The organism is Methylobrevis pamukkalensis, from assembly GCF_001720135.1.
In the GTDB taxonomy this organism is placed as follows: domain Bacteria; phylum Pseudomonadota; class Alphaproteobacteria; order Rhizobiales; family Pleomorphomonadaceae; genus Methylobrevis; species Methylobrevis pamukkalensis.
The window spans coordinates 17,682-32,201 of sequence record NZ_MCRJ01000038.1; the positions used below are offsets into that span (position 1 = coordinate 17,682).

Genomic DNA, 14,520 nt, shown 5'->3' on the forward strand with positions numbered 1-14,520 from the left:
TCCGGGGGCAGGGCGGTGAACCTCAGCCCTCGGGGAGGAGCCGCGCGGCGGTCTGCATGACGCCGCGCAGTTCTGCCAGTCCCTTCAGCCGGCCGATCAGGGAATAGCCCGGGAAGACCGTCTTGCCGATGTCGTCGGCAAGGAGATGGCCATGGTCCGGGCGCATCGGAATCTCGGCGTCAAGCCTTCCCTCCGCCCGGCGACGGCGCTCTTCCTCGACCAGCGCGACGACGACCCCGACCATGTCCACGTCGCCGCCGAGGTGATCGGATTCCGTGAAGCTCCGGCCAGGGCCGCGGAGCACATTGCGCAGATGCGCGAAATGAATGCGCGGTCCGAACTCGCGGACCATCGCCACCGGATCATTGTCCGGCCGCGATCCGTAGGAGCCGGTGCAGAGCGTCAGGCCGCTCGCCGGACTGTCGATGGCGGCCAGCAGTCCCCGTGCGGCGGCGGCCGTCGAGACCACCCGGGGCAGGCCGAAAAGCGGGAAGGGCGGGTCGTCCGGATGGAGGGCGAGCCGGACGCCGACGTCTTCGGCCACCGGCACGATCTCGCGCAGGAATTCCAGGAGATTGGACCGGACATCCGCCTCGGTCAGGCCATCGAAGGCGGCGATCCGGGCGGCGATGCCGGCGCGGTCGTGGGTGTCTTCCTTGCCCGGCAGGCCGGCGATGATGGTGCGCTCCAGTCGCGCGGCATCGTCCTCCGACATCCGCGCCAGGCGTGCGCGTGCGGCCTCGACTTCCTCGGCCGGATAGTCGGCCTCCGCGTTCCGGCGGGCCAGCACGAACACGTCGTAGGCGACGAAGTCGGCAATGTCGAAGCGCAGGGCATAGCCGGTGCTCGGCATCCGGAACTGAAGGTCGGTGCGGGTCCAGTCCAGCACGGGCATGAAATTGTAGCAGACCACGGGAATGCCGCTGCGACCGAGGTTGGCCAGCGTGTCCTTCCAGTTGTCGATGTAGGCACGGAACGGGCCGCTGCGCAGCTTGATCGAGGTGTGGACCGGGATCGATTCGCACACCGCCCAGGTCAGGCCGGCGTGTTCGATCGCCGCCTTGCGAAGCGCGATGTCGTCCATCGACCAGGTCCGGCCGTCGTAGATGTGGTGCAGGGCGGTGACGATGCCGGACGCGCCGGCCTGGCGCACATGGTCCAGAGGAACGGGATCTTCCGGTCCGAACCAGCGCCAGCCCTGCAGCATCGCCCGCTCCTCGTCATGCCCGACAGGAACCGTCGAGCCGCGCCACCATCAACACGATGGAAGATTTTATGTTTCCATTCCTGCCATAAACTCGTTTCCTGCGCTTGCGCGTCGCTCGCCTTCGGATCGAAGACGACGATGCGCGTGCATCGGACCGTCGTTCCAGCCGCGGCCCACGCTCGTGGCGGCAATATCCACTTCCGCAAGCGGCACGTGGGGAGAGACATGAGCGAGTTTTCCGGACGCGTCGCCCTCGTCACCGGCAGCACGGGGATCGGCCGCGCGACAGCCCTTCGCCTGGCAAGGGCGGGTGCTGGCGTCATGGTGCTCGGCATCGACGACGCCGGCAATACCGAGCTTGCCGCGCTGGCGGACAGGAACGGCCTCGACATCGCCGTACGCCAGACCGACGTCTCGGATCCCGCGCAGGTGGCCGCCGCCGTCGCCGCCTGCGTTGCCCGGTTCGGGGGGATCGACATGATCGTCAACACGGCCGCGATCCATCCCTATGGCGACGCGGTCGAGACCGCGCCGGAAACCTTCGCCCGCTGCCTCGCCGTCAACGTTGGCGCCATCCACCTGACCGCCCATTTCGTCGTCCCGGAAATGCGCCGGCGCGGGCGCGGGGTGATCGTCAACGTCTCCAGCGTCCAGGGCCACGCCTGTCAGAAGGGCGTCGCCGCCTATGTCGCCTCCAAGGGGGCGATCCACGCCCTGACCCGGGCAATGGCCCTCGATTTTGCCGCCGACGGCATCCGCGTCGTCTCGGTCAGCCCCGGCTCGGTGCGCACGCCGATTCTCGAGCTTGCCGCCCGCACCTTCGACGGCCCCGAGGCCGATCTCGAGGCCGTGTTCGCCCGTTTCGGCGCGGCCCATCCGATCGGCCGCATCGGCGAACCGGAGGAGGTGGCCGACATGATCGCCTTCCTTGCGTCCGACCGGGCCGGCTTCGTGACCGGCTCGGATTTCGTGATCGACGGCGGCCTCACCGCCGGCCTCGGCGTCGCCTGAGCGCAGCGGGGCCGATCGGCACCGCGCCGTTCCCGGCCTTCACAGGGCCGCACCCGTGTGCCAAAGGTGACGCAACCAAGAGGGGGCCGACCGGCGGCCTTCGACGAACGCGACGGATCGGCCATGTCCATCTGGAAATCCATCACCAATTCGATCCCGCCGATCCATCCCGAGGGTCACAAGTTCATCGCCATCTTCGCGGTGGTGACGCTCGTCGTCGGCTGGTTCATCGAGCCGCTGTTCTGGATCGGTACCGCGCTGACCATCTGGTGCGCCCTGTTCTTCCGCGATCCCGTGCGGGTCACGCCGGTCTCGGCCGACCTCGTCGTCACCCCGGCCGACGGCCGCGTGTCGGACATCGGCCTTGCCGTGCCGCCGCGCGAACTCGGCATGGGCGAGACGCCGCGCCTGCGGATCTGCGTGTTCATGAACGTGTTCGACTGCCACGTGAACCGCGCGCCGGTGGCCGGCGACGTGCTGCGGGTCGCCTACAAGGCCGGCAAGTTCATCAACGCCGAACTCGACAAGGCCAGCGAGGACAACGAGCGCAACGGCGTCGTGATCCGCATGGCCACGGGCGTCGACGTGGGCGTGGTGCAGATCGCCGGCCTCATCGCCCGCCGCATCGTCTGCTTCACCCGCGAGGGCGAGACCCTTTTGGTCGGCGACCGCTTCGGCCTCATCCGCTTCGGCTCGCGGGTGGACGTCTACCTGCCGGTCGGCGCGGCGGCGCGGGTCTCGGTCGGGCAGAAGACCGTCGCCGGCGAGACCGTCCTTGCTTCTCTTTCCGGCCTCGAGCCGGTTCCCGTCGTGCGGGTGGGCTGAACCATGTCGAGCATCTTTCCCCCCTTCGACCCGTTCGACCGTCCCAAGGAAGCCACGCGCCGGCCGCGCCGCATCGGCCGCCTGCCGGTGCGGATGATCGTGCCGAACATGGTGACGCTGCTGGCGCTCTGCGTCGGCCTGACCTCGATTCGCTTCTCCATGGAGGGGCGCTTCGACATGGCGCTCGGCGCGATCGTGCTCGCCGGCCTGCTCGATGCCCTCGACGGTCGCATCGCCCGCTTCCTGAAGGCCACCTCGCGGTTCGGCGCGGAACTCGATTCGCTGGCCGACTTCATGAGCTTCGGCTGCGCCCCGGCGCTGCTGCTCTACAGCTGGTCGCTGCATGACGTGAAGTCGATCGGCTGGATCGCGGCGCTGCTGTTCGCCATCGCCGCCGCCCTTCGGCTGGCCCGCTTCAACGTGATGCTGCTCTCCGACAACAAGCCGGCCTGGCAGGGCAATTTCTTCGTCGGCGTGCCGGCGCCGGCGGGGGCGATCTGCGTGCTGCTGCCGGTCGCGCTCGCCCAGATCGACACGATCTTCACGCCGCCGGAAATCGCCGCGCCCTTCATCGCCGCCTACACGGTGCTGGTCGGCGTGCTGATGGTGAGCCGCGTGCCGACCTTTTCGGGCAAGAAGCTCGGCGGCATCCGGCGCGATCTCGTCGTGCCGCTGTTCGTGGTGTTCGTGCTGGTCGCCGGTCTGACGGTGAACTTCCCCTTCGAGATGCTGGCGCTGGTGACGATCCTCTACCTGCTGCTGCTGCCGGTCGGCTGGCGGGCGTGGAATCGCCTGGCCCGCAAGCACGGGGCACAGGACGAGGAAGTGACCCTCGACATGTCGCGCGAAGCGCCCGTCGGCGATGCCGATCTCGACGACAACGGCAACGATGTCGACGTGGAGCCGCCGGCGCGCGACCGCCCGTGAGGGCGCTCGCCGCCGGTGCGACGTCTTTGCATTGACGAAACAGGCTTTTCAGCCACGTCGCCGCTCGGCAAATCTGGATAATACCGCTCACATATTGTAGTGCTGGATGAACGTTGCCCCGTTCGGAAACGGCGTGGTGGGGAGCGCGTCGCCGTGCCCGGGGTGACGTGACGGACGCCGGTCTTCACCGGATTGAGGCGACGACCGCGGGCAGGCGGACAGGCAGAATGGGCGGTCCCGGCCGGGCGCGGGGACCGGGGGCTGAGGTGGGAGAGGATCAGGGCGGCGCCGAGCCGCCGATCTGCCGGATCGAACTCATCGGCGAGCCACGGCTGCGCATCGGCGACCGCCTTGTCGCGCTGAAGAACCGCAAGGCGATGGCGATGCTGGGGCTGCTCGCCTTCTCGCCGTCGAACGTGCTGTCGCGCGAGCGGATCATCGGCCTGTTGTGGAGCGAACGCCCGGCCGAACAGGCCCGCGGCGCGCTGCGCCAGACCCTCTACGATCTCAAGCAGTCGATGGCCGGGGCGCTGGACGCGGTGCTGGTCGTCGAGCGCAGCGAGATCCGCCTTCAGCCGGCAAGCTTCTCGGTCGACCTGATCGATCTGCAGGAGGCGCTGTCCAGCGCGCCGCAGCCACCGGCCGGGATCGGCTGGGGCGGCCTCGCCGATTCGCTGTTTGCTGGCTTCGACGACCTCGACCCTGCCTTCCAGATCTGGCTGAGCGTGCTGCGCCAGAGCCAGGGCGAGCGCATGCTGGCGCAGTTCGAGCGCCGGCTGGCCGCTGCCGGCGACGGCGAGAGCCTGCGCGCCTGGGCGCTGGCGCTGCAGGAAGCCGATCCGACCAACGAATACGCCTGCCGCCGGCTGATGGAGAGCGATGCGGCCCGCGGCGACCTTGGCAGCGCCATCCGCCGCTACGGCATGCTCTGGGACCTCCTCGACGAGGAATACGGCGCCGAGCCCTCGAACGAGACGCAGGCGCTGGCGATCCGTCTCAAGAGCGCGACGCCGGAGGTGCGACCGGAGCCGGCGCGGGCGGCCAGTGGTCCGGTCAAGATCTTCGTGCTCGGCTTCGAGGCCTACGGCATCGACCCGCAGATGCGTTATCTGACGGAAGGATTTCGCCGCGACTTCCTCGCCACGCTGCTGCCGTTCCGCGACTGGGTGATCATCGAGCCGAGCGATCCGAAGCAGGCGATTTCCGAGCCCGACGCTATGTGCTTGAAGGCGCCGCCTATCCGGACGGGGAGGCGCTGCGTCTCGCCATGACGCTGAAGGATGCTTCCAGCGGCCGGTTCATGTGGAGCGACAAGTCGGCGATCAGTCTCGCCGACTGGTTCCGCACCTGCGAGCGGCTGGCGCGGCGGCTGGCGGCGGCGCTCAACGTCAACCTCTCCGCCGACCGTCTGGCGCGCCTTTCGGCGATGCCCGACGTGTCGCTTTCGGTCTACGATCGCTGGCTGCGCGCGCAGGAACTCCTGAATTTCTGGACGCCGGAAGAGGAGCGCCGGGCGGAGACGATCATCCGCTCGATCCTGGACGACGCGCCGGGCTTCGCCCAGGCGAACAGCGGCCTCGCCCAGATCCTCAACTCGCGCCATCTCGTCTTTCCCGGACTGCCGCGCATCGGCGCCGGCGACACGGAGGCGGTGCGCTTTGCGCGGCGCGGCGCCGAACTCGACCCGATCAACGCCACGGCGCATCTCTGCCTCGGCTGGAGCTACGCCATGACCGGCGGCCATCAGGATGCGGTCGGCGCGCTGCTTGCCGCCTGCGACCTCAACCCGAGCAATCCCCGCATCCTCACCTCGGCCGCGACGCACTCACCCACTGCGGCGAGACCAAGGCCGCGCTTGATCTCGTCGACACATCGCTGGAGCTCGACGTCGGCGCCTCGCGCCTGCTTTGGGCCTACCGCGTGTCGGTCTATCTCTTCGGCGGCCGGCCCGAGCGCGCCATCGAGGCGGCCGACCGGTCGCAGAACTCGATCCCGCTCAGCGGGGGTTACCGGGTCGCCGCGCTTGCCGCGGTCGGACGTCTCGACGAGGCCCGCGAGAGCTGGCGCGATTATGTCGGTTATGTCGCCGGACGATGGCACGGCACCGGTCCGGCCGACGAATCCACCGTCGCCCGCTGGTTCCTGTCGGCGCCGCCGATCGGCACGGCGCGCCAGCGCAACGATCTGCGCGCGTGGCTCGGAAAGGCCGGGGCGCCAGTCGGTTGACGGCTGTTCACACGCCCGTGACCGAGGCGCTTTACGCGACCGGCTTTCGGAGTTAGAAGATTGTGGCTTCGCCGCTGGTCGTATCTTCGTCAGCACGGTGGCAGAGGCGAACGAGATCGGGGTTCATACCGGGAGCGATCCGGCCGAACGGCACACCGCGGGGACGTGGATTGGCCGTCCGCACCGGACATATCGACCGGCCGGCGGCGTCCGCGGGATCCGCCGGACCCCTTCCTGCGACGAGGCGGTGACGGGCCCGGTTCATTCGGGCGTGAAACCGCTCCTAACGAGGGATGACATGTGATCCGCGGCCCGGTGCACGGGCGCTTCCTTTCCGGAACGTTAATGCGACGTTAAGAGATCGGATGCGATTTTGTGTATCGGCGTCAGGGAGAGTGGGCGACGTTGTGCGGCCATCTTGTGGCTCGTGTCGATGATCTGCCCCCACGTGTCGATGTGAAGGCTGAGACAGAATGAACGATCAGGACGTGGCTCGCCCGGCTGCACGACAGGCGCGATCGAAACTTCGGCGCCATCTGGGTCTCGCCGCAACGGCCATCGTCACATCCATCTGTCTCGCCGCCTGCGCCACGGCGCCCGGCAAGATCAATTCCAGGACCGCAGCGGCCGCCGCCAAGGTCGATCCCAAATACGGCGTGAAGCCCAGCCCGCGCGTCGTCGCAGACGGCAGCAGCATTCCCAAGGGCGGCGGGCGCGCCATCGTCGGCAAGCCCTATACGGTCGCCGGCAAGCGGTATGTACCGAAGGAAGACAAGGACTACGCGGCCACCGGCCTCGCCAGCTGGTACGGCGACGCCTTCCACGGCCGGTTCACCGCCAACGGTGAAATCTACGACATGACGCATCTGTCGGCCGCCCACACGACGATGCCCCTCCCGTCCTATGCCCGCGTCACCAGCGTCGACACCGGTCGGTCCGTCATGGTGCGCGTCAACGACCGCGGGCCGTTCCACGGCAAGCGGATCATGGACCTGTCGAAGCGCGCGGCTGATCTGCTCGGCATCCGCCGCGCCGGCGTCGCCAAGATCAAGGTCGCCTATGTGGGCCCGGCGCCGAAGGACGGCGACGACACCAAGTTCCTGGTCGCCTCCTATCGCGGACCGGCCGATGCCCTGCCGGATTCGGCGCCCGCCACGATGATCGCGCGCAACGAGGCGCTGCTCGGCGTGAGCCGCGAGGCAGCACCGGCCAAGCGGCAGGCCGCGCCCGCCGTGCAGGTTGCAGCCCCTGCCGTGCAGGTCGCGAAGATCGACGTGCTTCCGCGGGTGCGGCCCTCCGAAGGCTTCGTCACCTACGCGATCGTCGCCTCGGCCGACCCGGCGGACGCCTTCTTCGCCCAGGGCAACACCATGCTGGCCTCGCTCGACGTGCCGGCGCCGACCACGACCTCGACCGGTTTCGACCCGTCGCTGGTGCAGAAGGCAAGCTTCGCCGCACCGAGCACGCCCGAACTCGTCAACGAGGCGCCGCCGCCGGCCCGGCCACCATCGACGATCTGCTGTCGGCCGCGCCGGTTCCGGCCGCGATGCCGGTTCCGGCTGAAATGCCGGCCGTGGACGCCACCGCCGCCGAGGCGCCGGGGATCATCGTCCCCGTGCCGCGTGAGACGCCGCCGATGCGCAGCTCCTACGCCGCCGACCGGATCGACCAGGCTTATGCGGCCGTCGCCGACATGCCCGAGGGCATTGCCCTTGGCGACCTCGGCGCGCGCCTGTCGTCCGACCGCTCGCCGGTCGCGGCCGTTCCGTCGTCGGCCGTGATCGACCTCGGCTCCTTTGCCAATGCCGAGAACGCCCGCCGCCTCGCCTCCGCCATGGAAGGCCTCGGCACCGTCAGCGTCGACGACGTCACGTCCGGCAGCCGGACCCTGAAGCGCGTGCGCCTCAGCAATCTAGCCGATGGCATGACGCCCGAGATGGCCGTCGAGGCCGCGGCTAGGGCCGGTGCGACCGGCGCCGTCGTCCGCCGCTGACGGAGACGGCGCACGCCCGGACGGGCAGGGAGTTGTCGGGTCGGGGGAACTGATGCCCGCTTGGCCGACCAAAGTGCCGCGCCTGCCAATCCTGGCGCTTCTTCTGGCGGCTCTCCTCGTCCCCATGGGACCGGAGCCGGCGCTGGCCATCGAAACCTCCGCCGCACGCGCGCTCGTCGTCGAGGAAGCCACCGGTTCGGTGCTTCTCGATCGCGGCGCCGACCAGCCGTTTCCGCCCGGCAATTTCACCAAGCTCCTCACAGCCGCCGTCGTGTTCGACGCCATCGAACGCGGCGACATCGCGGATGACACGATCCTGCAGGTGAGCGAACACGCCTGGCGCACGGGCGGGGCGCCCGCACGCGTGACGACGATGTTCGCCGCGGTGCGCTCGAAGGTCCCGGTCGCCGACCTCCTGCGCGGCCTCACGATCCACTACGCCAACGACGCGGCGATCGTGCTGGCCGAGGGGTTGTCCGGGACGGAAGCGGCCTTTGCCGAACGGATGAACCGCCTTGCGGCCGAGATCGGCATGAACGCCAGCCGCTTTGCCAACCCCACCGGCTTTCCGGCCCCCGATGCGGAGACGACCCTGCGCGACATGGAGCGGCTGGTGCGCTGGATGCGCGCGGAGCATCCCGGCCGCATGGCGCTCTATGCCCAGCCGGATTTCACCTGGAACAGGATCACCCAGCGCAACAAGACCGAACCGCTGCGGACGGTGCCAAGCGTTGCCGGCCTCAGTCTCGCCTTCGACGAGAAGGCCGGCTTTGCGGCCGTGATCGTGGCGGGAAGCGACGACCGGTGGCTGTTCGTCGGTCTCGGTGGCTTGCCGGACGAGGCGGCGCGGGCGCGCGAGATCGCGGCGCTCGTCGGCGGCGTCGCGCAGGACTATCGCACCGTCGAACTGTTCCGCCCCGCCGACCGGGTCGGCGAGGTGGAGGTGTTCGGCGGCGCCCGGACACACGTGCCCGTCACCACCACGGTTCCGGCGCGGGTGACGCTGCCGCTGGCCGAAAACGCCGCGCTCGCCGCACGGATCGTCTACGACGGACCGGTGGTCGCCCCGGTCGGCCGCGACCAGCCGCTGGCGCACCTCGAGATCCGCAGCGGCGATCACCTCGTCCGCCGCTTCCCGCTGGTCGCGGCCGAGGATGTGCCGGCGGGCTCGCTGCGGTCACGGGCGGAGGACGGCCTGCTGGAACTGATCTCGGGCTGGTGGTGAGGCCGGTTTTTTCGGCGTCTCGCCCAAACTCACGACGATCACGCTATAAGTCCGGCAGCCGGGCAACGGGCGCCGGTCAACGAGAGCTACGGAGCGCGATCACCTTGCAGGACGGCACGGGCGTTTTCATCACCTTCGAAGGGGGCGAGGGCGCCGGCAAGACCACGCAGATCCGACGGCTGGCGACCCGTCTGGAGGGGCAGGGGCGCCGCGTCGTGGCCACCCGCGAGCCGGGCGGCTCGCGCGCGCCGAAGCGATCCGCGAACTGCTCCTGTCGGGCCGGGCAAGGCCGCTCGGGCCCCTCGGCGAGGCCCATCTCTTTGCCGCCGCCCGCATCGACCATATCGCCGAAACCCTCCGGCCGGCGCTGGCCGCCGGCGCGGTCGTGCTCTGTGACCGCTTCATCGATTCGACGCGGGTCTACCAGGGCTTTGCCGGCGGGCTCGACGAGGCAACCATCGACCGGCTGGAAGCGGCCGCGACCGATGGCCTGACGCCCGACCTGACCTTCATCCTCGATCTTCCGGCCGCCGAAGGCTCGAGCGCGCCTGCCGCCGCGCCGGCGCCCCCGACCGCTTCGAGGGCGACGCGCTGGCTGTGCACGAGCAGCGGCGCCAGGGGTTCCTCGCGATCGCCGCGCGCAACCCCGTGCGCTGCCGCGTGATCGACGCCGGACGGTCCGTCGAGGTGATTGCCGCCGACATCGCCGCGGCCGTCGACGCGCTGCTCGGCGCAAGGGAGCGCGTCTGACATGGCGGCATCCTCCGACATCGGCGGCGAGGCCGACGCCATCGACGGCCTGCCGCTGCCGCGCGAGCAGACCGGGGTGATCGGCCACGATGCCGCCGCCCGCACGCTGGTGGAAGCCTATGCCGGCGGCCGGATGCACCACGCCTGGCTGATCACCGGGCCGAAGGGCATCGGCAAGGCGACGCTCGCCTATCGCTTCGCGCGCTATGCCCTCAGCCATCCGGATCCGGCGCAGGCGCCGACCGACGGCCCGGCCGCGATCGACCGGATCGATCCGCGCGTCGACGCGCAGGTGGCACGCGGCGCCCATCCGAACGTCATGCATCTCTCCCGGCCGCTGGCCGACGACGGCAAGCGCTTCAAGACGGTGCTGACGGTGGACGAGGTGCGCCGCGCCGCCGCCTTCTTCGGCAACAGCGCCGGCGGGCGCGGCTACCGGATCGCCATCGTCGACGCCGCCGACGACATGAACGTCAACGCCGCCAATGCGCTTCTGAAGATGCTGGAGGAGCCGCCGGACCGGGCGATGTTCCTCGTGCTCTGCCATGCGCCGGGCCGGCTGCTGCCAACCATCCGCTCGCGCTGCCGGCGCCTCGGGCTCGATCCGCTCGGCGAGGCCGATCTCGCCGCGGCGCTCAGCTCGCTCGGCCTTGCCGTCGAGCCCGGCGACCGGGCACGGCTCGCGCGCCTCGCCGAGGGCAGCGTGCGCAAGGCCGTCGAATGCCTGTCGGGCGACGGGCTGGAACTGGCCGCCGCCTTCGACGCGCTGACCGGCGACCTGCCGCGGCTCGACCGCAGGGCGCTGCACCGCTTTGCCGACGCCGCGGCCGGGCGCAAGGGCAGGGACGAACTGCCGCTGGTCGGCGAATTCGCCCGCAACTGGCTGAGCGCGCAGGTGCGGGCCCGGGCCGGCGAGGGCGCGCGGGCGGCCATGCCCTTTGCCGACGCCCATGCGCGGGTCGAGACCCTTCTCGCCGAGACCGAGGGGATCAATCTCGACCGAAAGCAGGCCGTGCTGGACATCGTCCAGTGCCTTGCGGACAGCCTTCGCGGCTAGTATACCCCCCGAACCCTGAAAGCCGGCGGAGATGCCGGGAAAACGGCCCTCCGGCGCCGTCCCGGCCTGCCGGGCGTCCGGTGTCCGGATTGCCCGGACCCTCCCGCCGACGCGCCGCAGCCGACCGGAAAGTGCCGCTCCCCATGAAGCCGACCTTCTACGTCACCACCGCGATCTCCTATCCCAACGGATCTCCGCACATCGGCCACGCCTACGAGGCGATGGCGACGGATGCGATCGCGCGGTTCATGCGTCTCGACGGCGCCGACGTCTATTTCCTGACCGGCACCGACGAGCACGGCATCAAGATGCTGCAGACCGCCCGCCGGCTCGGCCTGACCGCTCCGGAGCTTGCCGCGCGCAACGCGCCCGAGTTCAAGGCGATGGTCGAGATGCTCGGCTGCTCCAACGACGACTTCATCCGCACCAGCGAGCCGCGCCACCATCTGGCGAGCAAGGCGATCTGGGAGAAGATGAAGGCGAACGGCGACATCTACCTCGACAGCTACGCCGGCTGGTACTCCGTGCGCGACGAGGCCTTCTACGCCGAGGACGAGACGATCCTCCGCGACGACGTGCGCCTCGGCCCGCAGGGCACGCCGGTGGAGTGGGTGGAGGAGAAGAGCTACTTCTTCCGGCTGTCGGCCTACCAGGACCGACTGCTCGCCCACTTCGAGGCCAATCCGGACTTCATCGGCCCGGCGGAACGCCGCAACGAGGTGGTGAGCTTCGTCAAGGGCGGGCTCAAGGACCTGTCGATCTCGCGCACCACCTTCGACTGGGGCATTCCCGTGCCGGGCGATCCCGAGCACGTCATGTATGTCTGGGTCGACGCGCTCACCAACTACATCACCGGTGTCGGCTATCCCGACGAGGACAGTGAGAGCTTCCGCCGCTGGTGGCCGGCGAGTCTGCATGTGATCGGCAAGGACATCGTCCGCTTCCACACCGTCTACTGGCCGGCCTTCCTGATGTCGGCCGGCATCGCGCTGCCCAAGCGCGTGTTTGCCCACGGCTTCCTGTTCAACAGGGGCGAGAAGATGTCGAAGTCGGTCGGCAACGTGGTCGGACCGAAGGAACTCGTCGACGCTACGGGCTGGACCAGGTGCGCTACTTCTTCCTGCGCGAGGTGCCCTTCGGCCAGGACGGCAACTACAGCCACGAGGCGATCGTCGCCCGCATCAACGCGGATCTTGCCAACGACCTCGGCAATCTCGCCCAGCGCTCGCTGTCGATGATCGCCAAGAACCTCGACGGCGTCCTGCCCGAGCCGGGCGAGCTTTCGGCCGACGATGCCGCGATCCTCGCCCGCGCCGACGCCATGCTCGGCCTCTGCCGCGAGGCGATGGCCACCCAGCAGATCCACGGCGCGCTCAACGCCGTCTGGTCCGTGGTGGCCGAGGCCAACCGCTATTTCGCGGCGCAGGCGCCCTGGGCGCTGCGCAAGACCGATCCGGCGCGGATGGCGACGGTGCTCTACGTGACCGCCGAGGTGATCCGCCAGGTGGCGATCCTCGCCCAGCCGGTGATGCCGACCTCCGCGGGCCGGCTGCTCGACCTGCTCGCCGTGCCGGAGGGAGCCCGCGACTCGCGGTGCTCGGCCACGACGGCCGTCTTGCCGGCGGCACGACGCTGGAGCCGCCGCAGGGGGTGTTCCCGCGCTATGTGGAGCCGGAAGCGGCCAAGGCCTGAGTGGCCTCGTTCCTGACTTGCGCCTTCGAGGCCCGGCCGGTCCCAGGATCCGCCGGGCCTTTTCGCGAGGTCTGGCAACCGGCGACCCGACTCGACAGCCACGGGGTCGAGGTCTATCTGAGGCATGGCACATGTCCTTGCCATGCCTCAGACGACGGAACCCTGCCTTGACGATCCGACTGGTCGACAGCCACTGCCATCTCGATTTCCCCGACTTCGCCGAGGAGCTCGACGCCATCGTCGAGCGGGCCCGCGCGGCCGGCCTCTGCCGCATGGTCACGATCTCGACCCGCATCCGCCGCTTCGATCGGCTGCAGAAGATCGTCGATGCCTATCCGGACGTCTATTGCTCGGTCGGAACCCATCCTCACAATGCACATGAGGAACTTGATGTATCCATAGAGGAAATCATCGAGATTTCCAAAGGCGAGAAGGTGGTCGCGATCGGGGAGGCTGGGCTGGACTACTTCTACGACAAGGCCCCGCGCGAGGCGCAGGCGACCGGGCTGCGCACCCATATCGCGGCGGCGCGGGAGACCGGATTGCCGCTCGTGATCCATTCCCGCGATGCCGACGACGACATGATCGCGATCCTCGAGGACGAGATGGGCAAGGGCGCCTTCCCGGCGCTGCTCCACTGCTTCTCTTCCGGTCACCGGCTGGCCGAGGCCGGCGTCGCCATGGGGCTCTACGTATCCTTCTCGGGCATCCTGACCTTCAAGCGCTCCGAGGAACTGCGCGACATCGCCGCCGCCGTTCCGGCCGACCGGCTGCTGGTGGAGACCGACGCGCCCTATCTGGCGCCGCTGCCTCATCGCGGCCGGCGCAACGAGCCGTCCTATGTGGTGAACACCGCGCGCGTGCTCGGCGAGGCGCGCGGCGTGGACTTCGCCACCATCGCCGCCCAGACGACCGAGAACTTCTTCCGGCTCTTCTCCAAGGTGCCGAGACCCGAGGCGGCATGACGGCGCATTACCGCTTCACCATCCTCGGCTGCGGCTCGTCACCGGGCGTGCCGCGTATCGGCAACGACTGGGGCGCCTGCGACCCGAACGAGCCGAAGAACCGCCGCCGCCGCGCCTCGCTGCTGATCGAGCGCTTCGCTGACAGCGGCGCCAGGACCGTGGTCGTGATCGACACCGGGCCGGACTTCCGCGAGCAGATGCTGATGACCGGCATCGGCTGGGCCGACGGTGTCGTCTACACCCATGCCCATGCCGACCATATCCACGGCATCGATGACCTGCGCGCCTTCGTGCTCAACCGCCGCAAGCGGGTGACCGTCTACGCCGACGAGGAGACCAGCCGACGCCTGCGCGACGGCTTCGGTTACTGCTTCGCCACTCCGCCGGGCTCCAGCTATCCGCCGATCGTCGACGAGGTGCGGATCAAGGCGCTCGTGCCGTTCACGATCGACGGGCCGGGCGGGCCGATCGAGCTGACCCCGTTCCGCCAGAAGCACGGCGACATCGAGTCGCTCGGCTTCCGGGTCGGCGACGTTGTCTATTCCAGCGACGTCAGCGACCTGCCGGACGAGAGCCTCCCGCTGATCGAGGGGGCAGGCCTCTGGATTGTCGACGCCTTGCGTCCGAAACCGCACCCAAGCC

At 69.5% G+C, this 14,520-nt stretch carries 12 protein-coding genes and 2 pseudogenes; 13 read left to right on the plus strand and 1 reads right to left on the minus strand.

Annotated features, from left to right (window positions below; genetic code table 11):
* Window positions 1-22: 22 nt before the first annotated feature.
* Window positions 23-1,207 carry a mannonate dehydratase gene (uxuA, locus tag A6302_RS08245; RefSeq protein ID WP_069306632.1) on the minus strand — a complete coding sequence of 395 codons (1,185 nt, stop codon included), beginning with the start codon at window positions 1,205-1,207 and terminating at the stop codon, window positions 23-25.
* Window positions 1,208-1,432: 225 nt separating this feature from the next.
* Between uxuA and A6302_RS08250 the strand changes: the two genes are divergently transcribed.
* The 13 genes and pseudogenes from A6302_RS08250 to A6302_RS08310 all read left to right on the plus strand — a co-directional run.
* Window positions 1,433-2,218, plus strand: coding sequence for an SDR family NAD(P)-dependent oxidoreductase (locus A6302_RS08250; protein WP_069306633.1), 786 nt, complete (start codon window positions 1,433-1,435; stop codon window positions 2,216-2,218).
* Between the two features lie 123 nt (window positions 2,219-2,341).
* Entirely contained in the window at window positions 2,342-3,043 is a 702-nt protein-coding gene (locus tag A6302_RS08255) for a phosphatidylserine decarboxylase (protein WP_069306634.1), read from the plus strand.
* A 3-nt stretch (window positions 3,044-3,046) separates the two neighbouring features.
* The gene (pssA, locus tag A6302_RS08260; RefSeq protein ID WP_069306635.1) at window positions 3,047-3,970 is read left to right on the plus strand and encodes a CDP-diacylglycerol--serine O-phosphatidyltransferase; all 924 of its coding nucleotides are present in this window, start codon (window positions 3,047-3,049) and stop codon (window positions 3,968-3,970) included.
* A gap of 266 nt (window positions 3,971-4,236) precedes the next feature.
* Entirely contained in the window at window positions 4,237-5,241 is a 1,005-nt protein-coding gene (locus tag A6302_RS08265) for an AfsR/SARP family transcriptional regulator (RefSeq protein WP_069306636.1), read from the plus strand.
* A gap of 649 nt (window positions 5,242-5,890) precedes the next feature.
* Entirely contained in the window at window positions 5,891-6,196 is a 306-nt protein-coding gene (locus A6302_RS08270; protein WP_069306637.1) for a hypothetical protein, read from the plus strand.
* 473 nt (window positions 6,197-6,669) lie between these two features.
* Window positions 6,670-7,977, plus strand: coding sequence for a septal ring lytic transglycosylase RlpA family protein (locus A6302_RS08275; protein ID WP_069306638.1), 1,308 nt, complete (start codon window positions 6,670-6,672; stop codon window positions 7,975-7,977).
* A complete protein-coding gene (locus A6302_RS22840) occupies window positions 7,974-8,189 on the plus strand; it encodes an SPOR domain-containing protein (RefSeq protein ID WP_169833542.1) in 216 nt (71 codons plus the stop codon). The genes A6302_RS08275 and A6302_RS22840 overlap by 4 nt, the downstream gene beginning before the upstream one ends.
* 52 nt (window positions 8,190-8,241) lie before the next feature.
* Window positions 8,242-9,414: a D-alanyl-D-alanine carboxypeptidase family protein gene (locus tag A6302_RS08285; RefSeq protein ID WP_069306640.1), complete on the plus strand. Its 1,173-nt coding sequence runs from the start codon at window positions 8,242-8,244 to the stop codon at window positions 9,412-9,414.
* A gap of 104 nt (window positions 9,415-9,518) precedes the next feature.
* Window positions 9,519-10,164, plus strand: a pseudogene (gene tmk / locus A6302_RS08290) (dTMP kinase).
* A gap of 1 nt (window position 10,165) precedes the next feature.
* Complete coding sequence (locus A6302_RS08295) at window positions 10,166-11,221, plus strand: DNA polymerase III subunit delta' (RefSeq protein WP_069306641.1); 1,056 nt, start codon at window positions 10,166-10,168, stop codon at window positions 11,219-11,221.
* Window positions 11,222-11,364: 143 nt separating this feature from the next.
* Window positions 11,365-12,913 (plus strand): annotated as a pseudogene (metG, locus tag A6302_RS08300) (methionine--tRNA ligase).
* A 167-nt stretch (window positions 12,914-13,080) separates the two neighbouring features.
* Window positions 13,081-13,878 carry a TatD family hydrolase gene (locus A6302_RS08305; RefSeq protein WP_245293986.1) on the plus strand — a complete coding sequence of 266 codons (798 nt, stop codon included), beginning with the start codon at window positions 13,081-13,083 and terminating at the stop codon, window positions 13,876-13,878.
* The coding region (locus tag A6302_RS08310; RefSeq protein WP_069306643.1) for an MBL fold metallo-hydrolase at window positions 13,875-14,520 on the plus strand (646 nt) is incomplete at its 3' end. The genes A6302_RS08305 and A6302_RS08310, both read left to right, overlap by 4 nt.